Here is a 25,382-nt window from a genome sequence, read left to right as displayed (position 1 = left end):
CGTCGGAAGATCAGGCGGTGACGGAGATCTCTTCTTCCAGCTGCTGTTTTTCGAAGAGGCTGGTGTAGTAGCCGTTACGAAGGATCAGCTCGTCATGCGTGCCAAGCTCGGCGATGCGGCCCTGCACGAGGACGGCGATCTGGTCGGCGTTGCGGGCGGTGGAGATGCGGTGTGAGATGAAGATGGTGGTGCGACCCTGCATGACGTTGGCCAGGCCAGTGAGGATGCGCTCTTCGGTGTAAGTGTCGACGGAGGCGAGCGCATCGTCGAGGATGAGGACGCGCGGGTCCCGGACGACGGCCCGGGCGATGGAGGTTCGCTGTTTTTGTCCACCGGAGAGGGTCACGCCACGTTCGCCGACGATGGTATCGAAGCCGCGGGGAAACTCCAGAATCTCGGTGCGGATGTGCGCGACGGATGCGGCATCTTCGATCTGCAGATCGGTGGCGTCGGGGCGGCCGAAGCTGATGTTGTGACGGATGGTGTCGGAGAAGAGGAAGGTCTCTTGCGGAACGAAGCCGACGCTGGTCCGAAGCTCGGCGAGAGGGAAGGAACGGATCGGGGCGCCGTCGATGAGTACCGTGCCGGGATCGGCGTCGAGGAGACGGGGGATCATGGAGATCAGCGTCGATTTGCCCGAGCCTGTTGGGCCGACGATGGCGAGCGAGGAGCCGGCAGGGATGGTCAGATTGATGTCTTCAAGGACCGGAGGCCCACCGGGATAGGCGAAGTTGAGATTGCGGAACTCGATGCTGCCTGCGATAGCGCAAGGAGGCTGAGAGGCAGCGTCTGACTGGGGGATTTCAGAGAGCGTGGGGCCGATGGTGTCGCGACACCGGAGGAGCGCCGGGTCGTCTGCAATTTGAGGCTGCTGGCGGAGCAGCTCGTCGATACGGACGACGGAAGCAGTGCCGCGCTGAAAGAGATTGACGACCCATCCGATGGCGATGATGGGCCAGATCAGCTGGACCATGTAGACGTTGAAGCTGGTGAACTGACCGAGAGTGATCTGATGGGAGACGACCTGGTGGCCACCGACCAGCAGCGTGATGACCATGGAGAGGCCCAGGACGAACTCCAGTGTGGGCCAGAGCATGGCCATGAGGCGCACGAGGAGGAGTGAGCGGCGGATGTACTCCTGATTGGCTTTTTCGAAGGAGGCGATCTCTGCTTCTTCCTGCGCGAAGGCTCGGATGAGCCGGGCACCGGAAAAGTTCTCCTGCGCCTTCGCGGAGATGTCGGAGAACATGGCCTGGATGCGCTCGAAGCGTCGATGGATACGATTGCCGAAGTACTGAACGAGCACCGAGGCTGCGGGCAGAGGAACAAAAGCAAAGAAGGTCAGCCGCGGGCTGATGTGATACATGAAGGGCAGCGCCGAGCAGGCGAAGACCAAGGTGTTGGCGCTGTACATGATGGCCGGGCCGAGGAGCTGGCGCACGGCGTTCAGATCATTTGTGGTCCGGGCCATAATGTCGCCGGTGCGGTAGGTGTGATAAAAGCCGGGCGATTGGCGCTCGAGGTTGGCGAAGAGATCGTTGCGCAGGTCGTACTCGATCTCGCGGGAGGCTCCGATGATGACCTGCCGCGTGATGTAGAGGAAGATGGCGGAGAGGCCCGCGACAAGCAGGAGCCGCAGCGCGTGATAGAGGATCTTCTGCTGCGAGATGCCGTGGCGCATGTCATCGATGGCGTGACCGATGACGAGGGGAACCAGAACCTTGATGACGTTATAAAAGACGACGGCAACGCCGCCCCAGGCGAGCGACTTCCAATATCGCTTGAGATATGGATTGAGCGGTTTCAGCCGGTTCATCATAGAACCAGTTTATTGAATTGCTGACTTGCTGGAAATGCATACGGGCCAGACGGAGATACTGTCTGGCCCGTATGGAAAGACGGGAATCGCGGAAACCTAGCGGGTTGGCGGCGTTGCGGTGGTTGAAGGTGCTTGCGGCTGGGGTGTTCCGCTGGGTGTAGGAGGTGTGGGAGGTGTCGCTGGCTCGGCCGGTTTCGTTGCCGGCTGGGGTGCGGGCGCGGGCTCTGGTGGCGCGTCCGACTGGGATACCAGTTCGACGTCGAAGATCAGGTCGGCCTTTGGCGGAATGACAGGGGGACGTCCGCTTTCGCCGTATGCCAGCTGATAGGGGACGAAGAGACGGCGTTTGCCGCCGATGTGCATGCCTTCGAAGCCGGTGTCCCATCCGGGGATGACGCGGTGGCCGCCGTAGGGGAAGACGATGGGTTCGCCGCCGTCATGGTCGTGCGAGGAGTCGAACTTGGTGCCGTCGGTGAGCCATCCGGTGTAGTGCACGGTGTAGAACTTGCGGGTCTCGGCGAGCGGGCCGGTGCCGACTTCGATATCGATGTAACGCAGCGAATAAAGGGGCTTGGGGGTGCCCTCCACCTTGGGGACGTTGGGAGGATTGTCTGCGGGGTTGAGCTCCGGCGCAGTTGCTGCTGCCTTCTTTGCCGCGGCTGCTTTGGCCGCAGTCGATGTTGTGTGATGCGTGGTGGTGGTCTTGTGCGTAGTGGAAGGAGTCGTCGTCGTGGTCTGGGCCGCTGCGGTGGCAGCGATCAGAGCCAGAGTCATAGAGAGGTGGCGTGTCATCGTCGCTCTAGTGTAGGTCAGTCGCGGCTACTTGTGCGCTAGGTCGGGGTGCGAAGAAGCAGGTAGGTGCCGGCGATTCCAAAGAGGAGGTCGGGTGTCCAGGCGGCGAGGACGGCGGGCAGGGTATTGATGTTGCCCATGGCCTGGAAGATGCCGTCGACGACCCAGTAGGCGATGGCCAATCCGATGGCGGTGCCGATGCCAGCGAGCGAGCCGCGTTTGCCCATGGAGAGGGCAAAGGGGATGCCCAGCATGGCCATTACGAGCGTGATCATGGGATAGGCCAGCTTGCGATTGAGCTGGACGCTGAGCCGTTTGGTATCGAATCCGGATTGCTTGAGATCGACGATGTAGCGGGAGAGCTCGTTGTAGCTCATCTCCTGCGAGGGGCGATCGTCTTTTACGAAGTAAGCGGGCTGTTCGTGGATCTCGGGAAAGGTCGTGATGGTAAACGGAGTGTAGGACTCGATGGTCTCGCCCTGAAACGTGCGCTGCCAGCCGTTTTCGAAGACCCACTGATTGACGTGTTCGTTCCAGTGCGCGGATGCGGCAAAGATGCGGCGCTTGAGGACGTAGCCGGTGGGATCGAACTCGAAGACGTTGAGATTGGCGAAGACGTTCTTGGTGGGATCGAAGAACTGGTAGTAGAAGACACGGGATGATGCGCCTTCGGAGGTGGTCTGTCCGGAGATCCACTTGCGATCGGGGCGCAGAAAGGTCTGCGCAGGGCGATTCTTGATGACGGAGCGCAGCGCCTCCTGGCGGCGATTCGCGGCAGGGAGATAGAGCTCGTCGAAGGCGAAGAGTCCGGCGGCGATCAGCAAGGTAAGGACGAGCACGGGCGCCACGATGCGATAGAGGCTGATTCCCGTGGCCTTCATGGCGGTCAGTTCGGAGGAGCGGCTGAGCGCGCCGAAGGTGACGAGCACGGCCACCAGGCAGCAGAGCGGGGTGACGTTGTAGATGATGTAGGGAATCAGGTTGAGCAGGTAGTCGCCGACGGTGACCAGCGGGGTGCGATTGCGGATGATGTCGCCGATGAGCTCAAAGAAGGTGAAGATCAGGAATAGCATGGCGAAGGAGACGAGCACCATGGCGAAGTTGGTGGCGTACTCGCGCATGACGTAGTCGTCCAACAGGAGTGGGAACTGGAGACGGAAGGTGCTGCGGAAGCGGCGCAGCCTGGTGGCGATATCGTAGCTGCGGGCGTCCGGCGTGTTCTGATTCCGGCGAAACAGCCGCGTCATGAGCTTGTTGAGCGTGACCCCGGCCGAGGAGACGATGCTGAGGGCGATGCCGCCGCGCGACATCTGCATCAGCAGTAAAACACCGGCCGCGGCAAAGACCAGGTTGGCTCCCCATACTCCAAGGAAGGGCGTCAGCTTGCCGTTTTTGGCGAAGGCGATGCCGATCGACGACATGAAGTAGTAGATGAAGACCAGCATGATCGTGAGGACGAAGCCTGTCGATTTGCCGCCGCGCTTGGAGGAGATGCCGAGCGGCACGCCGACGAGCATGAGCACGAGGCAGGCGAAGGGATAGGAGAAGCGCTTGTTCAGCTCGATGAGATAGGTGCGCTGGGCGGGACCGCTGATGTTTTTATCCGAGCCGTTGGCGCGCCGCCAGAGCTCACGAAACGGCAGAGCAAGGATGGGGGTGTCGGAGCGGCCGAGGTGCGGGTCTTCCTGCGCGCCGGTCTCGATGGGGAGATCGGTAGTGACAAAGGTGGAGATGTTGTACTGATTGGGATCGTTGGGCGAGATCTCGTGGCGCCCTCCGTTGAGCATATGGAGGCGAAGGGTCTGCTGGTCGCCGTTGACGACGATGGCCTGGTCGGCGGTGGTGATGTTGGGGTTGGCGGGCTGGGTCAGATCGGCGAGAAAGACATGGTGCCACAGAGAAGCCCCCGCCGCGGGGCGGACATCCTGAATATAGAGGACGTAGTTGCGGAAGTCCTCGTAGAAGACGCGAGGCTGAATCTCGAAGGAGGCCTGCGAGCTTTCGAGCGCCTGCCCGAGCTTCAGCGTGGCGTCTGCTGATTTGGGAGCGAGATACAGAGAGTTGAAGAGCCCGAGCAGAAGCGCGGCGAACGAGAGGATAGAGACGACGCGCACGAAATCGAGCACGCCCATGCCCGAGGCTCGCATGGCTGTGATCTCGGAGTCGGACGCGAGCCGCGATAAGCCCAGCAGGATGCCAACCAGGACCGCCATGGGAATCGTGACGATCAGGAAGCTGGGCAGCATGTACAGAAGGATGCGCAGCACATCGCTGACCGAGGCAGAGTTGCGGACGACCAGCTCGAGGATATGCCCGAGGTCGCGCATGAAGAGCACGAACGTGAAGAGAATGCCGCCGAGCAGAGCGTGGGAGGTAACTTCGCGAAGGATGTAGCGTGTAATGATGCGCATGCGGGGATTCGTGCTCTGCCTTTAAGTGTAAAGCAGAGGCACGAAGGATGGGCGAAAGCGGCGTTATTCGGTGCGGAGGGCTTCGATGGGGTTGATGGAGGCGGCACGGCGCGCTGGAAGATAGCTTGCCAGCAGAGCAGCCAGGGAGAGCACGAAGACGACGGCGGCGAGGGTAGCCGGATCCCAGGAGCGGGTGCCGAAGAGCAGCTTCTTGATCAGCGAGGCCGATGCGACGGAGCAGATGACCCCGCCGAGGATGCCGGTGATGGTAAGCCGTCCGGCTTCCTTGAGGATCAGCTGGTAGACGGAGCTGCGTGCGGCACCAAGGGCCATGCGGACGCCGATCTCGCGGGTGCGCTGGCTGACCGAGTAGGCAACGACGCCGTAGAGGCCGATGACGCTGAGTAGCAGGGCGAAGGTTGCGAAGGCTCCGACGAGCCATGCCGATGAGCGATGCAGGTAGGCAGTCTGGGAGTTGCCGATGCGCTGTTCCATGCTCTGCGGGTCGGTTGTCCCAATCCCGGGATCGACCTGATGGACTGCGGTGTTGAGCGCAGGAAGTAGGGATTTTTCGTCGCCGGAGGTGCGCACAATAAGAGCAAAGAAGGTGTCCGAGTCCTGGTTGTAGGGTTTGTACTCAGCGGGCCAGACCTCTTCATCGAGTCCGCTCTCGCGGATGTTGTCGACGATTCCTATGACCTCCTTGATGGAGTCGGGACCAAGATCGCCGTTGCCGTACTTCTTTCCGATGGGGTCTTCGCCGGGAAAGTATTTGTCGGCGAAGGCTTTGTTGATGATGGCAACGCGAGGACGGGTGCGATCCTCCTGCTCGTTGAAGATACGGCCTCGCACGAGTGACGCCTTGATGGTCTTGAAGTAGTCGACGCTGACATCGCGTTCGTTGACTTCGTTGTGCTCGCCGTGAAAGGGATGCCCGATGACACGAATCCAATCGGTGTTTCCGTTGCCGCTGGTGGGCAAAACGCTTGTGACGGCAACCGATGTCACTCCTGGCAGTGCGGAGACGCGATCGAGGATTTTGCGGGTGACGATGATGACATCCTCGTCTTTTTTATAAGTGGAGGATGGGATCGAGATGTAGAGGGTGGAGAGCTTCGACGGTTCGAAGGAGAGGTCGACATGGAGAAGGCGATAGAAGCTCTTGCCCAGGAGGCCGGCGGCTACGAGCAGGATGACGGCGATGGTGAGTTCGAGGACCACGAGGCTGGAACCGAAGCGCCGCCACACGGTGCCGGCCGATCCTCGTGCGCCATCATTTAATGCTTCGCGAAGACCGGTGATCGGAAGGCGAAGGACGGGCGCGATGGAGAAGATGGCCATGGCGAGAAGCGTGATGGCTGCCGCAAACGCGAGGACGTGGGGCGTGATTCCCATCGATTGCAGATAGGGCATGTTGGCGATGCGTCTCGCCGGGATGAGGTGCAGCATCGCCTGCATGCAGCCATAGGCTGCGCTCAGGCCGAACATGGCACCGCAGGTCACGAGCAATGCGGCTTCGGTGGCGAATTGACGGATGAGCCTTCGCGGTGTCGCGCCAAGAGCGCCACGCACGGCGAACTCATGGCGGCGGCCTTCTGAGCGAACCAGCAGGAGACTGGCCACATTGAGGCAGGCAATCATCATGAGCAGTGCCGAGCCGCAAAGCAGGACAAGAAGAATTGGCCGGATGTCGCGGATGATGAGTTCGGAGAGTGGAGCCAGCGCGGCACCCTGATCCTGGTTGGAGCCGGGATACTGGACCTCAAGCTGCTTAGCGATGGTGGCCATCTCAGCGAATGCGGTCTTGATGCTGACGCCGTCTTTGAGGCGGCCTACGCCGAAGAGATTGTGGCAGCTGCGGCGCTTCTCGCATGGCGTGCGCGCGTGTGTTGTCGCCCAGAACTCAGCGCCGCCGCGAGGGGCGAAGTGAAAGTCCTTGGGGAGTACGCCAATGATGGTGGTCGGCGTATTGTCGAGCGAGATGGTCTGCCCGACCACGCCGGCCCGGCCCCCGAAACGATTCATCCAGGTGCTGTAAGCGAGCAATACGGTGGGAGCGGCGTTGGTTTCGTCTTCACCGGCGTAGAAGTCACGACCAAGAATGGGACGCACACCCAGGGTGCGGAAGAAGCCTGCGGTGACGCGCGTTGCGAAGACCGGTTCCACGCCGGACGAGGTTCGATAGAGAAAACCGGAGCCCGAGTACGCATCGAGGGAAGAAAACACGGTGTTGAGGCGTTTCCAGTCCTCGTAGTCAAGGTAAGAGAGGTTAGAGCGTGGAAGCATGGCGCCGCGCTCAGCGACGTCTACGAGGCTATTGGGATCGGCGTAGGGCAGCGGCTTGAGCAGGGCCGAGTCGACGAAGGCGAAGATGGCGACGCAGGCCCCGATGCCGAGGGCGAGCATCAGGATTGCGGTGATGGTGAAGCCGGGACTGCGGCGAAGCTGACGCAGGGCGAAGCGTATGTCCTGCAGCAGCGTCTCGGCGAAGGGAATCGTGCGGCGTTCGCGGTGAGCTTGCCGGGTATGCTCCAGGCCTCCGAGTTTGAGGTGAGCTTCGCGTCGCGCCTGCTCAGGCGTCATGCCGGAGCGCAGGTTATCGTCGACGTGCATTTGCAGATGACTGGCGAGCTCATCGGAGAAGTCCTGTTCCTGTCGCTGTCGGGGAATGATGCCCGCGATGCGTCGCAGCCATGCGCGCAGATGTCTCATGACGCCTCCTCTGTGGGATTCAGGAAGCGGGCGAGGATGGCGGTGGTCTGCTCCCAGCTGCGGGTCTCGTGCTGAATCTGACGGCGGCCGACGCGGGTGAGCGTATAAAACTTGGCGCGGCGGTTGTTGTCGGAGATACCCCACTCTGCTGCGATGGATCCTTCCTGCTCCAGACGAAGCAGGGCAGGATAGAGGGTGCCATAGTTGAGGGCGATCAGGTCGCCGCTGGTCTGTTCGATACGCCGCGCGATGCCGTATCCGTGCAGCGACCCCATGGCTTCAAGGGTCTTGAGAATCATCAGGGCCAGGGTGCCCTGCCAGACATCAGTCTTATCGCCCATGGCAATCTCCTATTGGATGACAATACGAGATTGCCATCATATCTATGGCATGGCAATAGGAGTCTTGGAGTTTGTGACGAAGGGCGCCATTTTATTGCCAGGGTCTACGGATTAGCGAGGAAGCGGTAGCCTATGCCGCGCACGGTGACGAGGTGCTGCGGGTTGGCGGGATCATCCTCGATATATCGGCGGAGTCGGACGATGAAGTTGTCGATGGCGCGGGTGTCGGTGTCCTCGTGCACACGCCAGACCTGATCGAGGATCTCTTTGCGAGAGACGACCTGACCTTCGCGTTCGGTGAGATAGCGCAGGAGATCGGCCTCCATCACGGTGAGCTGGGTGGTGCGATTGGGAGCGACGAGCTCCAGCAGATCGAAGCGGATGGTGCGGTGGTTGAAGGAGTATTCGACGGGCTGGGCGGAGGGCACCTCCAGCTCGCTGCCAGGCGGCGCGGCGTTGCGATGCCAGGCGGTGCGGCGCAGCAAGGACTTGATGCGTGCCAGCAGGATGCCCAGATCGAAGGGCTTGGGCAGGTAGTCGTCGGCACCGGCGTCGAGACCTTCGAGGACTTCTTCGGGACGCGAGCGCGCGGTGAGCATGAGAACGGGGGTGTATTGCTCCGCCTTGCGCATGGCGCGGACGATGTTGAAGCCGTCGGTGCCGGGGAGCATGCCGTCGAGTACGACGACGTCGACCCGGTCGTTGGTTTTGAGGAGATATTCGAGGGCGGTATCGCCGTCGGCCTCGTGGTGGGTGCGGTAGCCCTCCGCCTGCAGGTTGAACAGCAGGCCCTGGGCGAGGTGTTCTTCGTCTTCGATGACGGCGATCAGAGGCATTTCACTCATGCACCCTCCGGGATGGCTTCTTCGCTGTGAGCTGTTGTCGCGATCCGGCGAGCGGCAGCGTCAGGGTGACGGTGGTGCCCTCGTTCAGCCCCGGGCTGGAGGCGAGAACATCGCCGCCGTGCTGGCGGGCGATGTTGCGGACCAGAAAGAGCCCGAGGCCGGTGCCCTTGATGCGTGACATGCTGCGGCCGGGGACACGGTAGAAGCGCCGGAAGATGCGCTTCAGCTGATCGACGGGCAGGCCGACGCCGGTGTCGGTGATGCGGAGGGTAACGTTGGTGTAGTTGGTGATGGAGAGAGTGCAGTGGACATCGACGCCGTCAGGGGAGTACTTCACGGCGTTGTCGAGCAGGTTGAGGATCGCGGTGCGGAGGTCTTCCGCGATGCCGCGCACATTGAGCCGGACGTCCCCAGGTATGGGTTCGAGGAGGATGGCATCAGGCGGGAGATGGTGCCGCTGCAGGGCGACGGCGATGCACTCTTCGACGAGCGGCTGCATTTCGACGATGGTGCGATTCTGCTGCCGGTCGCGCTGGCCCAGCTGGCCGGCTTTCAGGACCTGTTCGACGGTAGCAAGCAGCCGGTCGGAGTCGGCCAGCATGCTGGCGTAAAACTGCTGGCGCTGGTCCTCTTCGAGCGGACGGCGCTGGAGGGTCTCGAGGTAGAGGCGAATGCTGGCGATCGGGGTCTTCAGCTCGTGGGTGACGGCGTTGAGAAAGGAGTCCTGGCGTTCGTTGCGGCGAACCTCGCGGACGAGAAAGACGGTGTTCAGGACGAGGCCGGCGATCAGCAATGCGAAGAGGATGACGCCCAGGACAGCAAGGGCAACCTTGCGCTCATTGAGGACGATCCAGCCGATATTGAGCGTGACGGCGACGCCGACCAGCAAGGCGCCGAGCGTGATGAAGAAGGCGATGGCTCCGCGACGTCGGGTAAAGTTCATGAGCTTCCGCTGAAGTGCGCTAGAGAAAGTATAGCGACTCTTCTACACGGTAAAGGATTGTGTGCAGGGGCTTTCCGTCTGTTGTGCCTCTGCGGACACGAAAAGGCCGCGCTCCGAGGGAGAGCGCGGCCATAGCCATAGGAGATGCGATGATTAGCGCGTTACGAAGTCGGCCCGGCAACCGTTGTCCACCCAGACACCGCGTCTGTCATAGCCCCAGGTCCGTCCCTCGATACAAGCGGAGCCACTGCGCTGGCGCACCATGCGGACGCCGTTGCGAGAGTTGACGCTGCAGTAGTTTCGCTTGCCGTCGTCTGAGGCGCAGTAGAGGGTCTGGCCACCACCACCGCCTCCAGCCCAGCCATTACCTGAGCCATTGCCAGGACCATTACCCGGGCCGTAACCGTTTCCTCTGCCGGAGATAAACTCCGCGCGGCAGCCTTGGTCGACCCAGACGCTACGGTTGTCATAGCCCCAGGTCCGTCCCTGGATGCAGGCGGAACCACTGCGTTGTCTGGTCATCTGTACGCCGCCACGGGTATTCATGCCGCAGGAATGGCGTCTGCCGTCGTCGGAGGCGCAATAGGTGGTCTGAGCATGGGCTACCGTGCCTCGAGCCAAAACAATTGCCAGGAAGAGAAAGACGGAGAAGGACAGGAAGCGGGCGTTGATGGTCATGCAAGCCTCTTTCGTTAGTGAGATCTGTAAATTCAGCAATACTTCGGAGTCTGGCTAATAAATCTATGCTGTGCGGTCATTCACCATACGCCCGCATCCAGCAGATGTCGAATGGGATGCAGATTGCATCTGGTGGGATAACTCTATGTTGTCGATCTTAGCTGGAAATATTTTCCGTTGTGTTAAATAGCTCAGGGCGCGGAGGTTATCCGCGCCCTGAGAGGGTCTGTTGTCCGACGGCTTACATGCCTGCCGGCTTGGGATCTGCCGGGTCGAACTTGGCAATCTGGACCTTCTTGGCCAGGCCAAGCTTGGACAGAGCCCAGATGCCGTAGTAGTTGACGTCGAACTCGTACCAGGCCAGACCGTGACGGGCGCTGACGGGGTGCGCGTGGTGGTTGTTGTGCCAGCCCTCGCCACCGGTGAGAAGAGCGACCCACCAGCTGTTGCGCGAGTCGTCGTGCGTCTCGAAGCGGCGATTGCCCCAGAGATGGGTGGCCGAGTTGACCAGCCAGGTGGCGTGGAGGCCGAGGGTGACCCGCAGGAAGGTTCCCCAGAGCATCATGCCGAGGGCGCCGACGAGGCGATGACCGGGCGAGGCGAGAGCGGCGCCGAGGCCGAGCTGCAGGAAGCCGGCGATGGTCAGCGGAAGCCAGTGGTACTTCGAGAGCCAGACATGGACCGGATCGCGGGTCAGGTCGGGAGCGTAGCGGCCGAGCAGCGCGGTCTCGGAGTGAAGGGCGCGGCCGGAGATGATCCATCCGGCGTGAGCCCACCAGGTGCCGTCGTGCGGGGTGTGGGGGTCGCCCTCGTGGTCGGAGTTCTGATGATGAACGCGGTGGGTGGCAACCCAGAAGATCGGTCCGCCCTCAAGCGCCAGGGTGCCGCAGATGGTCAGCAGGTACTCCATGAAGCGAGGGGTCTTGTAGCCGCGATGCGTCAGCAGGCGGTGATAGCACATGCCGATGCCGACATTGATAGCGAGAAAGTACATGACCGCAGCCACGGCGAGGTTCTTCCAGGAGAAGAAGAACAGGGCCGCAATCGCTCCGACGTGGAAGACGCCCATGGCAATGGCCGTGATCCAGTTGATCCGGCCTTCCTGGTGATCGCGTCCCATGCGCAGGTCCTCACGGACCTTACGCGCCGCCTGGGCTGCGACGTGAACGGCAGGTGTGGAGTGGGTGCTGGCCGGGGCCTGTACGATCTCTTCCGAAGAGGTGATAGGGCTCATAGTGCTTGTTCTCGCTTCCTTGAGACTTTCTATTTTCGAAACTATCAGGGCTCAAGGCTGCATGGTGTAAGACTTTTGTAATGACTTAAAACAAATGGCAAAGGCGGCCAAAGGCCATGCCGTATGAGCGAGATAGCCTCGACCTGCCTGGACGGAGTGTTCGTGGAAATACAACTCAGCGGAGCGATCTTTCAATCGGCCCTTGACGGCGTGAGGTGCTGGTGCAATCCTCAGGCTCATCGTTTTAACGGTCCGAATGGAAACTATCCGAGGGGTATGACGATGCATGGCTCTGGCGGATGAGTGGTGGCTGATTCCTTAATTGATTCCGGCGGCCTAATGATTCTGGCTGCCGATCAAAGGCCATCGCGCAGGAGCATGCACAGCCGGGCATAGCTGTTACGTCGCCTCAAGGTTGCTGACGAGGTGAACACGATGAAGTTCCGACTTCGTTGTCTCGCAGTCCTTTTCGTGGAAACAGCGTGCCTGCTGTTGGTCCAGGGGACCTATGGTCAGGTGCCGCTCTCCTCGACAGTGCCGCCACGTCCTGCTTCGCGCACGATGCCCGTGGTCGAAGCGCGCCCTCGAAGCGCTGAGATGGTCAATATTCCTGGTCCGCTGCGTTCATTTCTGCGAATGGCGGGCATCAGCCAGAAGATCAATGCAGATGATGTTCTGCCGCTGCTGTCGCGGAATGTCTATATGCAGGGGTACATGCGGGGACATCCGACGGAGTTCCTTGTGCTGCTTGACCGTTACGTGGAGCAGGCCAGGGAGCTGCAGATTCTTGCCGGCCCGGGGCAGAGCATCCACGTCAGCCGGTGTGAGGACGCCGGGACGCTGATCCAGATCCTGGGCTACCGGATCGTCGGCAACTGTCAGCAGAAGGATCTGACACTTGCAACCTCGAATCCCGATCGGGCCTTCCTGACCATCGACTCCGGCTTCCCCCTGATGGGGCTGGAAGAGGCGTTGCAGAAGGGCGTTCCCTTTGATTACAGCTATCCCTCGGCGCGTGTGCCGGTGTTGCTGCGCGCGGCGGAGTGGCTTTCCATCAGCCGGAAGAGGACCTCGAGCAACGTCGTCGATTTGCTTCTGCAGGAGCCGGAGGTCGCGCGGCTGTACTGGGCCATGGCGCGAAACGATTCTGAGACAAATCGTGAATTGCAACACTCACCCGGGCTGATGAAGCTTTCCATCTATGCCCCAGTGATGGATTTTTATGGCAGCCAGATCTCGATCCGGTCGGGCCGCGTGCATGTCCCCGGCGGTCCCGCCGCCGATCCGGTATGGCGAGATCTGGTCGGGGCAAGCCCAACGACGCCGGGAGAGTTCGTTCTGAAGCTGGTGTCGAAGGACAACGGATGGCTGGCGGCCTACTTCGATGCGATGAGCCGCGTCAGTATGAGCCAGCAGGAACACCTTACCGAGCCGTCGAGGCTCAAGCACCTGTACGAGGCGTTTCGATCTCCGAATGCAGAACCTGCAGCGACGGCCAGCATCTTTCGCAAAGCGCCTGGCCTGCTGGTGTTGTTTACACGGGTGAACTGGGACGCCGACGGGCAGCCGCATATTCCCGGTGGCTTGCCGGTGTGGAAGGAGATTCTGAATGATAAGAGCGACTCGAAGCTTGTGCATCTGTGGGCAAAGCGTTCCCGCAGCTGGACGGCAAGCGATCAGTTGCTGGAGGCGATGGCGTCACTCTCCCGACTGGATTCGGACACCGGGCCGCTGCAGAGTTACATGACCTTATTGGCTATCGATGCGGGCCGGTCGCCAGAGATGAAGCTTTCTCCAGAGACCGTCCATCTTCTGGCGAAGCGGTTCGAGAGATTTGGCAGCTGGTACATGCTCTTTTCCGAGTTTCCCGATCTGACGGACGAGTCGATTACACGCTTTATGAGCGTCGCCGATGCCATTGGGGATATCTCGAACCAGACACTGCGCGGCAATGCCGTTGGAGCTTTCCAGGCGAACATCGGGCTCTGGCAGATCATGGCACGGCAGGGCGAGATTCCTCCCTCCGAGCTGAACAGCAGCTGGATGGGCATCATCGCTCCATTCGACAAGATCACCTCGCCGCCGGAGTTGTTTGATGGTGTGCGGGCGTCGCTGGGTAACATGCTGATCGCTGCGGCCGGCAGTCGCAGCGTGACCCAGGAGAAGCTGGTCGAGCTGCTGGCCGGGCCGCCGCAGCAGGCAGTTGACGCGCAGAGAACGCATGAGGAGATCGCCAATCGCGTGCGTAGCGTACTGGACGATCAGCGGCTGGTTCCTCTGGATACGCTCTTCTCGTTGGGCGATGGTCTGAGCGCGATGGAGCAGGGAACACCAGCGGCGCAGAACATGCTGCAACTTGCCGGGGAGCTGCGCGAGTTCGATATGCCGCGGCCGATCTTTACCAATAACGAGAAGATCACCTGGGCTCCAGGTGTTTACAGCACGCATCACGCTGAGCTGCAGATCAAGACCGACCTGACGAAGATCATCAAGAACTCCGGCAGCAAGGCGCAGCTTGAGACTGCGCGCGGACAGCTGACACCGTTCCTGCGCGATACGCTGGTTGGGCTGAACTATGCGTACTACGAGCCACCCGGAGCGCAGGTGCTGCACAATAACTCGTTATTTGTGCGGTCGCATGATTTTTCGGGAATGTCGGTCGTCGCCTCCGAACGCTACTGGCTGGCACCCGAGTTGATGGGGATGGGGGCTCCGGCCGGGGGCGGAGCGTACCTGATGGGATCGCTGGCCGATCTGCCGTATGCTCTGGCCTCGACCGAGCAGGACTTCATTGCGCCGGAGAACGTTCAGGCCCTTATCTGGAAGGAGCTGGTACCGGATCTGATGGTGAGCGCCACGGTGCCGCGCTGGTGGAACGTTACTCCGGCAGAGCTGCATGCGGTGACGCTGTATCAGCGTTCGGGAGAGGAGATCCTGGTTGCTGCAGTGTCGAACGTGGAGCTGCGCGGCCAGGTTGTGGCGATTCTCTCCAACAGACTGGCGCCGCAGCGGCTGGAGGTTCTTGATTCGTCGCTGGCGAACGGAGAGGACGCTGTGGCGCTGCTGACGCAGGTGATGCCGGCAGATACCTTTTACCTGGCAGCAGAGTATCGAGCGACGAACCCCGGCAAGTCAGCTGCTTACGGGGTGGCGAGTCAGCAGTTGGAGGCGCTCTGCGCTCAGTACCCGACGGAGACGAATGCACTACGGCTGGCGCACGACTTTGGCGTTCCTCATCCTGTGCTGACGCGCAGTTATGCGTCGGCGTTGCTGTACGTGAAGCCCTTTCCGTCTTTCGGTGGAGAGTCGAGCCGCCTCTTTGGCGAGTCGTGGGAGTCGAACAATCTTTACTGGGCGCGCCTGGTGGACGAGAAGGGATACGCGCCTGCGACCCTCAACTATCTGGTTCCCGAGCTGACGCGCCGCATGTCGGCGAAGATCTTTGCCACCGACCTTGAAGACTGGCCGGCGCTCAATCGGGCCATGAGGGAGGCGGGAGAGGATCTGCGCCAGGGCAAGGTGGGGCCACTGCCGATCGCCACGAACACGTCGTTACGCAATACCGAAGATGTCCGGCCTGAATCTGTGATGGGAGGAATCCGGTGAAAACGTCCCTGTGGTCTCTGCTGCTCGTGTCATGCCTCTTGCTGTATGGAGGAGCTAAAACGTCTGCCCAGGATGATTCACGCATCACCGTCAACGTTGTTCTGGTGCAGTTGAACGTCGCGGTCACGGACCGCAAAGGGAACTATGTGACCGGGCTGAAGCCGGAGGACTTTGTTGTTACAGAGGACAAGATCCCGGAGAAGATTGCGACCTTTGAAGAAGGCAATGAACCGACAACCCGTCTGGTGATCGGACCGGACGGAAGGATGGTCTCGCAGTCGACCGTGGAAGAAACCACTTCTACTGCGGGAACCGCTGTTGTGAAACCGGCAGCTTCCGGGGTGATCGGAGCGAATGTCTTCATTCTGTTCGATACGAGCAACTATATGTATCGCGGCTTCGTGTTTGCCCAGGACTCGATCGCAGACTTCATCCGTTCGCTGGAAGGAGCGGGACGTGTCGCCTTCTACTCCTACAGCCGCGATCTTTCGCGAGCCGTGCAGCTGACGGCAGACAGGCCGACGGTCCTGCGAGGCGTACGCAGCACGGTGGCAGGCGACGATGCCGCACTCTACAACAGTCTTCTGCTCACGGTGAAGGATGCAGCCCGCCTCACTGGGCGCAAGGCGATCGTCGTCTTCTCCAATGGCCCCGACAATGCGAGCCTTGTGCCTCCCGAAGATGTTGCAGAACTGGCGCAATCGACCGGCACGATCATCTACATGATCAGCACGCGCGACGCGCAGGCCGAGCCCATCTCGACGGCGGTCTTCGAGCGTATGAGCAAGGCGACCGGCGGCAAGGCGTACTTCTCCAAGAGCTGGAAGGATGAGAAGGATGCCTTCGCCTCCATTCGCGAAGACCTGGCGCACTTGTATTCGCTCAGCTACTATCCGCAGGCGAATGCGAATCGCGGATGGCGCACGATCTCGGTGAAGCTGGTAGGCGAGGCGGCGCAGAAGTACCGGATTCGTACCCGCGACGGCTATCGGGTGCTGAAGCAGGCGCAGTTTGTCGCTGCGCAGCCTCCATCGGCAAGTGCGTCGGAATCGGAGGCGATTCCTCAGCCCTGAACGGCTATTCGTCGTTCTCGGTGAAATAGCAGCGCAACAGGCCGCAGACCACGGCTATGATCGCGCCGCTCAGCATCAGGAAGGGCGCAAATCTGGAGCGTTCCAGGACATAGGGCAGCAGGAAGATAAGGACGCCGCCGTACATCAGAAGCGTAAAGACGATTCGCGCTGTTCCGCGGTTCATGTTGCCAGCCTTCCTCCTCAGCGTCCGGCCAGTCACTCTACACGATTTGGATCATGTTGATGTAAAGTGGCCACTGAGTGCAATGGAAAACTCTGTCCGGACATATATACCTTTCCAAGCAGGTCATCGCAAGATGGTTCTGACGTTCTGTCGATGTCGTTGATGCCATCTCCCCCGGGCGGCGTCCGTTCTTCCTTGCCACACGATCATGCCTTGCTCCGTATCGCTTTGCGTGCAGGAAGTTCCCATTTGTAATCGGCGTTGCGATGTTTCCTTCCCCTCACAAAGAAAGGATCTGTGTGCGCTACTCTTCTCTCGCTCATCGTGTTGATCGCCTGGTGATGTTGCTTGCTCTGTTGCTTGTTGTTCCTGGATTTTTAGTGGCACAGGGGCCTCCGAAGGACGATCGCGTTACGGCGTATGACATCAAACTGCATAGCGGAATCACGCTGAACTATGTCGTTCAGGGCAATTCGAATGGACCGGTGATTGTCCTGCTTCATGGGGCTGGCGACTCCTGGCACTCGTATCAGCGCGTGCTTCCGCTTTTGCCGGAGACGTATCGTGTCTATGCGGTGACACTGCGCGGCCATGGACTTTCGGATCATCCTGAGGAGGGGTATTCACGGAACGACTTCGCCGCCGACATCCTGGATCTTCTCGGCGAGCTGAAGCTCCAGCACGTCACTTTGGTTGGACACTCGCTGGGAAGCTTCGTCGCGCAGAAAGTCGCGGAGCAGGACCAGGCAGGCCGTTTGAGCAGGCTGGTGCTGATCGGATCGGGTCCTGGTGTGAGCAAGGCAGGCTCTTCAGAGCATGAGATCTCCGGACCATTTGCTTCGCTGAAGGATCCGATTCCATATACCTTTGCCCGTGACTTTCAGGCAAGCACGATCTACCATCCCGTTCCTGCATGGTTCTTCGAAATGATGGTTGGTGAGTCGCAGCGTGTGCCTGCGGCGACCTGGCACGGATTGGCGCAGACGATAGCCGGGGGCAGCTCCATCGATGATTTGAAGAAAATCAAGGTTCCTACTTTATTGCTTTGGGGAGAGAAGGACTCAATCTTTCATCGGGAGGATCAACAGGCTCTCCTTGATACGATTCCGCATGCCACGCTGAAATCGTATCCCGAGACCGGACACGCTTTGCACTGGGAGCGGCCAGAGGAGTTCACACGCGATCTCCTGGCGTTTATCGACGGAAGCGGAGCGAAGCCACGTTGATGAGGCAGCGAGCAGGCCTGAACGAATGGAGTAGACCGGGCGCTGAAGGCCTCAGGAGAAATGGATGGTGTAGGTATCTCCCGCCTGCACCGGAAGCAGTAGCTCTCCCGGGTTATCGGTGGGGATCGACTGCTCTAATGCCGGTGTGACCGAGGCGATGCGCTGACCGGCAGGAGCGATGATGTGGTGGGTCAACTCAAGGTGAGACCGCAGAACTGCGGTTGTCGCCTTTCCACCCTCCCACTCCAGGTCGATCTCCAGTCCACCGCGAGCGCGAAGGCCATGAAACGAGCCGGCAGCCCAGTTCTGCGGCAGAGCTGGCAGCAGGCGGATGATATTCGCTGCTGCCTCTACGCCGCGCTGCCGTGGTTCTCCGGTGCCTCCGGCGTGCGATTGCAGCAGCATCTCAACCATGCCGGTTGGTCCGCCAATGTTTCCGTCCAGCTGGAACGGCGAGTTTGCCTTGGTGCCGCAGACGTCAAAGAGATTGCTGCGGGTGGAGTCAGATAGAAGCTTCATCAGGCTGCTGTAGGCTGCGTCTCCGTCACCCAGCCGCGCCATGCAGCAGACGATCCATGCGCGCGACCAGCCCGTGCTTCCGCCACCCGCAGCGAGGCGGCGATCGAGGGTGACGCGAGCAGCCTTGGCCAACTCCGGTGTGCGGTGAGGCGTGATCTGATCGTCGGGAAAAAGCGCAAAGAGATGAGAGATATGGCGGTGTCCGGGCTCGGGCTCGGCGTAATCGACTTGCCACTCCTGAAGGTTGCCAGACTTGCCGATCTCGAATGAGGGCAGCTTGATGAGCGCAAGACGAGCACGATTGTGAATCTCTGCGTCGGTGGTCGCGTCCCACTCGGGGGATGCAGCCAGCACGGCCGCAGCCTGCAGCAGCCGGGTCAGTACTGCGCGGACGATCTCGATGTCCATGGTCGGGGCCATGCAGAGATGGTGCTTCGTGCCGTCCGGCAGCAGGTAGGAGTTCTCCGGCGAGCAGGAAGGACCGGTAACGAACTTCTCCGTCGCCGGATCGGTCACCAGATAGTCGAGCAGGAACAGCGCATTGTCTTTCAGGCGTGGATAGCAACGGTCTCGCAGGAAGTTGATGTTGCCGGTGTAGTCGTAGTGGTCCCACAAATGGAGTGATAGCCAGGCTGCTCCCATGGGCCAGACGCCACCACCGAGGCCATCGACGGGGACGGCATCACCCCAGATGTCGGTGTTGTGGTGCGCCACGATGCCGCGTGCGTTGTAGTAGCGCTCTGCGGTGAGGTGGCCGGGATTGCGGCTCCGATCGATCAGATCGAAGAGCGGGTTATGCAGCTCGGAGAGGTTCGCCCGCTCGGCGAGCCAGTAGATCATCTGAATATTGATGTTGATGGTGTACTTGGAACCCCATGGAGGATCGACCGATTCATTCCAGATACCCTGCAGATTCGCAGCCATGGTGCCGTTGCGTGAGCTTCCGATCAGCAGGTACCGCCCGAACTGAAAGTAAATCCCCAGTAAACCGGGATCGTCAGCACCGGCCTTCAGGCGCGCAAGTCTCTTGTCCGTCGCCATACTTGCGTTGGGATCGTCGCCTTTGACCAGGGTGATTCCCGCGCGGCGAAAGAGACGGCGGTGATCGGTTATATGCCTCAGGCGCAGTTCTTCATACGGGCGAGCCGCGGCGCGAAGCAGGTTATTGACCACGGCCTGACGCATCGCTGACTCGCCTGCGGGGTAGCGAAAGCTGGTGGCACAATCCAGAAAGAGGGTGACGGCCGTGGCATTGGCGATCGTCAGGAGAGCTTCCTGCGTGTTGGTTGTGCCGTCCGTCGAGACCGCCAGCAGCTCGGCGTAATACTTGATGCCGACCTGGCGCTCCTTGTCCTGCAACCCGGGATTATCGTTCACTGGCAGCGCCGTGCCAAAGAGTGTGAGCCGATTTTGTGCGATAGCGGCAGTTGTGAAATTGGCGGGGCGATCGAGCGTGGCGCGAAGATTAATCTTGCCCGGCCGGCTTGCCGTCAGGCGAATCACGATGGCCTGATCCGGAGAGGAGGATAAGACCTCGCGGCGGTAGTCGACGCCCTGGTGAGTGAACGTGGTCGTCGCAATGGCGGTGTCGAGATTCAGCTCCAGCCGGTAGTTGGTGATGCCCTCCATCTGGCCAAAGTCCAAGTGCAGATCTCCAAGCGTCTGGTAGCAGGGAAGCCGCTGAGGAATCGCAAGAAATTCACTGGGAACCAGGGCTTCAGCTTCGGCGACCTTTCCGGCGAAGAGTAGCTGGCGCATCGTCTCCACCGCTGTGCTGGCCTGAGGGTTGTTGCGGTCTCGAACCTCACCATCCCAGATGGACTCTTCGTTCAGTTGAATGCGTTCACGCGAAGGCTGCCCGAAGATGCACGCGCCCAGCCGGCCATTACCGACGGGCAGGGAATCGGGCCAGGCGTTTGCAGGCTGCTCGAAGAAGAGCTTATAGGGAGTCTGTTCGTCGTCCGCTGCTGCGCCGGACGGCGTCGCTTGCATTGCCCATCCCAATGGCCCCACCTGTGAGGCTGCTGCCGCGGCGGCGGAGTTCGCCAGGAATTTGCGGCGGGTTGTCGGGGAATGCATCGGTGAGTAGCTCCTTGTCCAGGGCATCTCTCGATGGCCGCGGGACACTTACGGATAAACATCAGACTGGATCACAATCCAGCATTTACAGCGATGAGAGATGCATCAGATCGCAAGACTCATGAAGCGTTCCAGTTAGTGGGCGAATGCTCCCCTCTATTATGAGTCCTTCCTCTCTAAAGCGGGTTGTATGTTGTTGAAGTGAAAGCCATCCGGCAGTCACGCTTCACCAGCTCGCCTGCCAGCATGACCCGCATGTCAGGATTTTGACCCAGAGGCCATCCTTTGCTATAAATAATTACAGCGCAGCACGTTGCTGAGACGTGTGGCACGGCATTCCTGAGTAGCTCAATGGCAGAGCATTCGGCTGTTAACCGAAGGGTTGTAGGTTCGAGTCCTACCTCAGGAGCCAATCAAACCAACAATTTAGGCGGCATTGGTAGTCTCAATTGAGGAACAATGCGGGATATTTTGTTTCTGTGCTTTTGAGATTCCTGTCTTTTCCGTTCATTCTCCAGTCCTAGAATCTCGTTCGTTGTGGCGTTGACGGCAGCCCGAACTGTCTCCGGAATCTCCTGCACGTAGATATTCCCCGTGGTCGTGATGCTGGCGTGACGCAAGTGTGCCTGCACGTCCTTCATGGAGCCATGCTTTGCATCGTGCTGCCAAAGGTTTGGTGCTAGAGATCTTCGCCTCCGTTACCTCGCCCTGTTGTCACGTCCCGGCGCTGATTCGTAGCTACCGCAGGATGTCGCAAGTGCAATACGCGTGGAGATGGACCTACCGCTAAAAACGGCTGGTTGCTTCTGTGTGGCCGGTCAGTTCGGACGCAGCTTCTTTTTAGAGAGGAGTTGCAACTGATCTCCGCGAGGTACATGCATGTCGCTAAGAACTATTCCGGGAGCATGCAAATAAATCGCCAATACGCCGTTTGTAAGCATTCAATGACTTTGCACGACTGACATTCCGCACGCAATTGATTGTTCTTGTCACTCGATTTGTTTCGCGATCAAGGAGGAATGTGCATGTTCGATTCTCGTCTATTCAGGATGCTCTTGTGCATCGTTTCCATGGAACTCATTCTGGTTGGCACTGCGACAGCGGAATGGAAGGCTGCGAACAATCAAAGTTGCTGCGGCGGCTAAAGATGTTGAGATCGCCGCTGTCCCTTGAAGCTGTCAACCGAATCGACAACGCTCTCATTGCAGATGATCGGGCTTCCTTTCAGAGAGAACTCCCATACAGATCGAAGGACCTTCGATCACTTCCATCTCCTCCTGTGTGACCGCAAAATCCGCCGAGTAAAGTGATTCGCTTCCATGTGGGATAAGAATCCCTCCATACAGACGCTCAGAGATAGGACAGCCACCAGGAGTGGTTCCTGGATTTGAGAGATGCCCTCCAACGGCATAGCGGATAGAGCAGGAGCAGAACGCCTAACCACACCGCAAAGATGACCGGCAACGGAAAACCCGAACCAGCGAGCTTTTCCGGTTCGAGAAAGGCGGTGCGCGTCTGGTCGAAGGTACCGAGAGTCGGGCGGTGGGTAAGCACGAGCAGCGCTACATTCGCCGCATGGAGAAGATAGATATGCAAGACGTAGGCAAAGAGCGGAACGGAGCCGAATACGCGAAGAACGTCGGTGAGACGACCGCGCCAGCGATCGAACAGCGTGGCGAGCAGACAGGCGATGCCGAGGGTGACAGTGAGGTAGAGCAGGGAGGGCGGGTATTTCTGCACGTTGAAGAAGTGCATGACCGTCTGCCCTGGCGTCGCACCCATCGCCCAGGGGTGCGGGTCGCCGTAGACATTCAGAGATCGGAGCGCAAAGAACAACGCCAAAAGAGACGCACCGATCACGAGGAAGAGTCGGCTGCGCTCGCGAGAGACAAAGAGCGGGCCCATGCCGTAACCGAGAGCCATCACGCCTGCCCGGTCGTCAGCAGCACGGGCGAGTTACTCTGCGGCTACTGTCCGCCCATATGCAACACGGCCCATAGCGTGGGGAGATGGCCGAAGATGCCAGGCGGAACGCGGTCAAGAAGGTTGTGTCCCACGACGATGGCCAACCCCATGACCAGCACGGCGACGCGCGGGAGCCACACAAGAGCAGCAAAGGCAATCATCGCGCAGCCGATGGCCCACATCACCTGGAAGAAGATCAGATAGGGAATGGAGAACGTCCATCCAAAGCTGATGACCGTGGCCTCGAGAAAGATCAGCCAGAGGCCGCGAGTCAGTAGAAAGAGAGAGAGGCCTGGTGTGGACTTGCCCCGATCATGCTGAAGCCATGCCGATGTGCCTGCAAGAAGAATGAAGGTTGGTGCGCAAAGATGCTTCATCCAGCGAGTAAGAACCACTGGCTCGACCTTCTGGTTGGCGGGTGGAACTTCAACGACGTCACGATCATTCAAAACGGGAGCCCTCTCGCGATCGTACAGACGAACAACATTACCTCCTACGGCAACAGTACACAGCGGCCATCCCTGATTGCTGGGATGAATCCCTGCAGGAGCGGAAGGCCGCAGGATCGGCTATCGCAATACTTCAACCCGAAGGCCTTCAGCATTACGCCTCCTCCGACGGTGGGCGGCAGCCTGCCGTTCGGAACAGCTCCGCGCGCTGTAGGCTGCCAGGGGCCGGGTTATGCCAACTTCGACCTCTCGCTTAACAAGCAGTTCCATATCAAGGAACGCATTCGAGCGGAGTTTCGCGCCGAAGCTCTGAATGCCTTCAACACACCGCAGTTCAGCACGCCCAACCTCACCGTGGGCAGCTGGAGCACCTCGACCAATTCAGCTGTTTACAACTCCGGTGCTGGACAGGTCACAGGAACGCTCGGCTTCCCGAGACTGATCCAACTCGGTGGCCGGGTCACGTTCTGACAGATAGCATAGGCGGTGCACTCGTCGTGAGTGCATCGCTATTTCGTGCAGCCTGCATGGCTGGAGAGCATCTTGTATGGGCATCTACAGGATTCTCGCGGTTGGATTCATTCAGAGAATCGGCTGAAATTCAGAATGCTGCGGACAGACATTGGACTGGGCAAAGAAATGAAGCCCTCCCCATAGAAGTTGCGGGAGAGGGAGGTCGTTCCGGTTTTCCTCTCCCGCAACTTTCAATGAGTCGACTGCATACGACGGGCTAGTGCTCTGAGTAGCTTCCAACCAGTCTCAGGTTCGTCAGAATCCCGCTTTCATCTACCAATGAAATCCGAGTGCGGCGAGCGTGACAACAGATGCCACTACCTCCGGGTGAGAGAACATCACCACATGGCACGAGCGGACGCTAATCGTGGAGGCTGAGATTCTCTTGGACATGAAGCGCTGCAGCTCTGTAGCGACTGCGCGATCGGTTTCGGTGACGATATACCAGGAAGGCTTTTCTTTCCACGACGCTACCGTTACGGTGCCTCCTAGCGATGCTGCGTTCGTCGGCTCTTGCGTTGCGGCCAGGATCCTCTGCTCCTTCTCAGGTATTCCCTCGACAAAGTCTGCGAGGTATCCCTTTTCAGATACCTTCAGGAATCCATGCGCGTCTTGCGAGAGCTCGGAGAAGAGTGGCGTTGCAGAAACAGAATTAAGGAGCGAGGAGGTCGATTCGCCAACCTCTGGCGCAAGCGCGGCTAGATACACTAAACCAACGACCTTAGGATCGTTACCGACTTCGGTAATGACCGCACCGCCATAGGAGTGTCCGACCAGCAGTACTGGGCCATCTTCCAGGGCCAGGGCCCTTCGCGTTGTGGCTACATCGTCGGAGAACGACGTCAATGGGATCTGGACGGAGACCACGTGGAACCCCTCGTCCTGAAGCAGTGGAATCACCTTTTCAAAGCTGGATCCGTCTGACCATGCGCCGTGTACCAATAATATGTTTCGCGCCTTCGCGCGCCTGGCTGCACCCTTCGTCTCCATTTGTGACGCGGAAAGCTGAGCCGCGGATCGTGCAGGCATGGCTGCAAACGTGAGCAGGCAGAGTGCGATGGCTGTGAGCAAGGGCCATCTCTTCTTCATGGATGAGGCAAACGACATAAACATCTCCTTGTTGAGGGGGTGGCTGAGGGCACGCGTGTCGATGCATGTCAGCGGCGGCTGTGCTGCCGGACGCGGCAAACATGTCCGGCAAAGTTATGAGAGGGAGCGCCTGTTGCAAGCCGGTTCAGGTGTACAGGCCGCCGTCGATCTTGAACTCGGCTCCTGTGATGTAGCTGGCCCGGTCGCTGACAAGAAAGGCGACGACGCGAGCGACCTCTTCTGGAGTGCCGATACGACCACAGGGAACAAGCTGTTCGTATTGCGCGGCGGCCTCCTCACCGGCATCGCGCATCATCTGCGTATCGATCATGCCCGGCAGAACGGTGTTCACGCGAATACCCAATGGTGCAAGTTCCACCGCAGCGTTCTTGCTCATTCCGCGAACGGCCCATTTGCTGCCGGCATAGCCAAACACACCGGGGGTCGCTCGAAGCGCTGCGATGGAGGAGGTGTTGACGATACATCCCTTGGTCTTTGCAAGACTGGGAACCACCGCTTTCATGCCGAGAAAAGTGCCAAGCTGATTGACACGGAAGTGGTTTTCCAAATCCTGCTGCGACTGGTCGAAGAGTGTGCCGTATCGGGCGATCGCCGCATTGTTGACCAGGATGTCGATCTTTCCGAAGTGAGAACAGGCGATGTCGACGACGATCTTCCACGACTCGGACTCGGACACGTCGTGATGCATCATCAGCAAGCTGCTTGCAGTATCGATCTCCTGCAGGTTCGAACGAAACTGAATATCGGTTGCGAGTACAAGGGCACCTTCCTCCGAAAATAGACGGGCTTCAGCGGCGCCAATGCCTCGTCCGGCACCAGTAACGATTGCGACTTTTCCTTCTAATAGACCCATGAGCTCAATTCCTCCGTAGCATTTTGGGAC

At 59.8% G+C, this 25,382-nt stretch carries 19 protein-coding genes and 1 tRNA gene; 5 read left to right on the top strand and 15 right to left on the bottom strand.

Going from position 1 to position 25,382, the window contains the following annotated elements:
- Positions 1-10: 10 nt before the first annotated feature.
- From PW789_RS03375 to PW789_RS03335, 9 genes are all read right to left on the bottom strand, one after another.
- Positions 11-1,819: an ABC transporter ATP-binding protein gene (locus PW789_RS03375; RefSeq protein WP_299371263.1), complete on the bottom strand. Its 1,809-nt coding sequence runs from the start codon at positions 1,817-1,819 to the stop codon at positions 11-13.
- Positions 1,820-1,915: 96 nt separating this feature from the next.
- Entirely contained in the window at positions 1,916-2,611 is a 696-nt protein-coding gene (locus PW789_RS03370; protein ID WP_299371260.1) for an FKBP-type peptidyl-prolyl cis-trans isomerase, read from the bottom strand.
- Positions 2,612-2,649: 38 nt separating this feature from the next.
- Complete coding sequence (gene lptF / locus PW789_RS03365; RefSeq protein WP_299371257.1) at positions 2,650-5,022, bottom strand: LPS export ABC transporter permease LptF; 2,373 nt, start codon at positions 5,020-5,022, stop codon at positions 2,650-2,652.
- A 63-nt stretch (positions 5,023-5,085) separates the two neighbouring features.
- Positions 5,086-7,734 carry an ABC transporter permease gene (locus PW789_RS03360; RefSeq protein ID WP_299371254.1) on the bottom strand — a complete coding sequence of 883 codons (2,649 nt, stop codon included), beginning with the start codon at positions 7,732-7,734 and terminating at the stop codon, positions 5,086-5,088.
- Complete coding sequence (locus PW789_RS03355; RefSeq protein WP_299371251.1) at positions 7,731-8,075, bottom strand: PadR family transcriptional regulator; 345 nt, start codon at positions 8,073-8,075, stop codon at positions 7,731-7,733. The genes PW789_RS03360 and PW789_RS03355 overlap by 4 nt, the downstream gene beginning before the upstream one ends.
- Positions 8,076-8,179: 104 nt before the next feature.
- Positions 8,180-8,920: a response regulator transcription factor gene (locus PW789_RS03350; protein WP_299371249.1), complete on the bottom strand. Its 741-nt coding sequence runs from the start codon at positions 8,918-8,920 to the stop codon at positions 8,180-8,182.
- Positions 8,913-9,863 carry an ATP-binding protein gene (locus PW789_RS03345; RefSeq protein WP_299371246.1) on the bottom strand — a complete coding sequence of 317 codons (951 nt, stop codon included), beginning with the start codon at positions 9,861-9,863 and terminating at the stop codon, positions 8,913-8,915. The genes PW789_RS03350 and PW789_RS03345 overlap by 8 nt, the downstream gene beginning before the upstream one ends.
- Before the next feature lie 153 nt (positions 9,864-10,016).
- A complete protein-coding gene (locus PW789_RS03340; RefSeq protein WP_299371243.1) occupies positions 10,017-10,541 on the bottom strand; it encodes a DUF3011 domain-containing protein in 525 nt (174 codons plus the stop codon).
- A 241-nt stretch (positions 10,542-10,782) separates the two neighbouring features.
- Positions 10,783-11,775, bottom strand: a complete 993-nt coding sequence (locus tag PW789_RS03335; RefSeq protein WP_299371240.1) for a fatty acid desaturase — start codon at positions 11,773-11,775, stop codon at positions 10,783-10,785.
- Between the two features lie 597 nt (positions 11,776-12,372).
- On the opposite strand from PW789_RS03335, the gene PW789_RS03330 reads away from it, so the two are divergent.
- Both PW789_RS03330 and PW789_RS03325 read left to right on the top strand, forming a co-directional pair.
- A complete protein-coding gene (locus PW789_RS03330) occupies positions 12,373-15,381 on the top strand; it encodes a hypothetical protein (RefSeq protein ID WP_299371237.1) in 3,009 nt (1,002 codons plus the stop codon).
- Positions 15,378-16,454, top strand: coding sequence for a VWA domain-containing protein (locus PW789_RS03325; RefSeq protein ID WP_299371234.1), 1,077 nt, complete (start codon positions 15,378-15,380; stop codon positions 16,452-16,454). Before PW789_RS03330 ends, PW789_RS03325 begins: the two co-directional genes overlap by 4 nt.
- A gap of 4 nt (positions 16,455-16,458) precedes the next feature.
- Here the strand turns inward: PW789_RS03325 and PW789_RS03320 are convergent, their stop codons facing one another.
- Entirely contained in the window at positions 16,459-16,638 is a 180-nt protein-coding gene (locus PW789_RS03320; RefSeq protein ID WP_299371231.1) for a hypothetical protein, read from the bottom strand.
- A 299-nt stretch (positions 16,639-16,937) separates the two neighbouring features.
- On the opposite strand from PW789_RS03320, the gene PW789_RS03315 reads away from it, so the two are divergent.
- On the top strand, positions 16,938-17,864 hold the full coding sequence (locus tag PW789_RS03315; protein ID WP_299371228.1) for an alpha/beta hydrolase: 927 nt from the start codon (positions 16,938-16,940) through the stop codon (positions 17,862-17,864).
- A 51-nt stretch (positions 17,865-17,915) separates the two neighbouring features.
- Here the strand turns inward: PW789_RS03315 and PW789_RS03310 are convergent, their stop codons facing one another.
- The gene (locus PW789_RS03310; RefSeq protein WP_299371225.1) at positions 17,916-20,462 is read right to left on the bottom strand and encodes a glycoside hydrolase family 95 protein; all 2,547 of its coding nucleotides are present in this window, start codon (positions 20,460-20,462) and stop codon (positions 17,916-17,918) included.
- A gap of 337 nt (positions 20,463-20,799) precedes the next feature.
- Between PW789_RS03310 and PW789_RS03305 the strand changes: the two genes are divergently transcribed.
- Positions 20,800-20,874, top strand: a tRNA-Asn gene (locus tag PW789_RS03305).
- Positions 20,875-21,812: 938 nt separating this feature from the next.
- Here PW789_RS03305 and PW789_RS03300 read toward each other — a convergent pair.
- The gene (locus PW789_RS03300; protein ID WP_299371222.1) at positions 21,813-22,385 is read right to left on the bottom strand and encodes a hypothetical protein; all 573 of its coding nucleotides are present in this window, start codon (positions 22,383-22,385) and stop codon (positions 21,813-21,815) included.
- Positions 22,386-22,429: 44 nt separating this feature from the next.
- Entirely contained in the window at positions 22,430-22,804 is a 375-nt protein-coding gene (locus PW789_RS03295) for a heparan-alpha-glucosaminide N-acetyltransferase domain-containing protein (protein WP_299371218.1), read from the bottom strand.
- Here PW789_RS03295 and PW789_RS03290 point away from each other — a divergent pair.
- Positions 22,796-23,347, top strand: coding sequence for a hypothetical protein (locus tag PW789_RS03290; RefSeq protein WP_299371215.1), 552 nt, complete (start codon positions 22,796-22,798; stop codon positions 23,345-23,347). The genes PW789_RS03295 and PW789_RS03290 overlap by 9 nt on opposite strands.
- A gap of 315 nt (positions 23,348-23,662) precedes the next feature.
- On the opposite strand, the gene PW789_RS03285 is transcribed toward PW789_RS03290, so the two are convergent.
- Together PW789_RS03285 and PW789_RS03280 are read right to left on the bottom strand one after the other, a co-directional pair.
- Positions 23,663-24,496, bottom strand: a complete 834-nt coding sequence (locus PW789_RS03285; protein WP_299371212.1) for an alpha/beta hydrolase — start codon at positions 24,494-24,496, stop codon at positions 23,663-23,665.
- 127 nt (positions 24,497-24,623) lie between these two features.
- On the bottom strand, positions 24,624-25,352 hold the full coding sequence (locus tag PW789_RS03280; RefSeq protein WP_299371209.1) for an SDR family NAD(P)-dependent oxidoreductase: 729 nt from the start codon (positions 25,350-25,352) through the stop codon (positions 24,624-24,626).
- Positions 25,353-25,382 lie beyond the last annotated feature (30 nt).

Origin of the sequence: Edaphobacter sp., from assembly GCF_028283685.1 — a bacterium.
GTDB lineage: Bacteria > Acidobacteriota > Terriglobia > Terriglobales > Acidobacteriaceae > Edaphobacter.
Note: the sequence above shows the minus strand (reverse complement) of the source record. Positions and strands in the feature narration are given on the sequence as shown.

Coding starts and splice junctions, on each gene's coding strand:
- lptF (WP_299371257.1), bottom strand. CDS start 5,022: ATGCGCATCATTACACGCTACATCCTTCGCGAAGTTACCTCCCACGCT.
- PW789_RS03300 (WP_299371222.1), bottom strand. CDS start 22,385: ATGGCTCTCGGTTACGGCATGGGCCCGCTCTTTGTCTCTCGCGAGCGC.
- PW789_RS03285 (WP_299371212.1), bottom strand. CDS start 24,496: ATGTCGTTTGCCTCATCCATGAAGAAGAGATGGCCCTTGCTCACAGCC.
- PW789_RS03355 (WP_299371251.1), bottom strand. CDS start 8,075: ATGGGCGATAAGACTGATGTCTGGCAGGGCACCCTGGCCCTGATGATT.
- PW789_RS03290 (WP_299371215.1), top strand. CDS start 22,796: ATGCTTCATCCAGCGAGTAAGAACCACTGGCTCGACCTTCTGGTTGGC.
- PW789_RS03310 (WP_299371225.1), bottom strand. CDS start 20,462: ATGCATTCCCCGACAACCCGCCGCAAATTCCTGGCGAACTCCGCCGCC.
- PW789_RS03320 (WP_299371231.1), bottom strand. CDS start 16,638: ATGAACCGCGGAACAGCGCGAATCGTCTTTACGCTTCTGATGTACGGC.
- PW789_RS03370 (WP_299371260.1), bottom strand. CDS start 2,611: ATGACACGCCACCTCTCTATGACTCTGGCTCTGATCGCTGCCACCGCA.
- PW789_RS03340 (WP_299371243.1), bottom strand. CDS start 10,541: ATGACCATCAACGCCCGCTTCCTGTCCTTCTCCGTCTTTCTCTTCCTG.
- PW789_RS03360 (WP_299371254.1), bottom strand. CDS start 7,734: ATGAGACATCTGCGCGCATGGCTGCGACGCATCGCGGGCATCATTCCC.
- PW789_RS03375 (WP_299371263.1), bottom strand. CDS start 1,819: ATGATGAACCGGCTGAAACCGCTCAATCCATATCTCAAGCGATATTGG.
- PW789_RS03330 (WP_299371237.1), top strand. CDS start 12,373: ATGGTCAATATTCCTGGTCCGCTGCGTTCATTTCTGCGAATGGCGGGC.
- PW789_RS03280 (WP_299371209.1), bottom strand. CDS start 25,352: ATGGGTCTATTAGAAGGAAAAGTCGCAATCGTTACTGGTGCCGGACGA.
- PW789_RS03335 (WP_299371240.1), bottom strand. CDS start 11,775: ATGAGCCCTATCACCTCTTCGGAAGAGATCGTACAGGCCCCGGCCAGC.
- PW789_RS03345 (WP_299371246.1), bottom strand. CDS start 9,863: ATGAACTTTACCCGACGTCGCGGAGCCATCGCCTTCTTCATCACGCTC.
- PW789_RS03350 (WP_299371249.1), bottom strand. CDS start 8,920: ATGAGTGAAATGCCTCTGATCGCCGTCATCGAAGACGAAGAACACCTC.
- PW789_RS03295 (WP_299371218.1), bottom strand. CDS start 22,804: ATGAAGCATCTTTGCGCACCAACCTTCATTCTTCTTGCAGGCACATCG.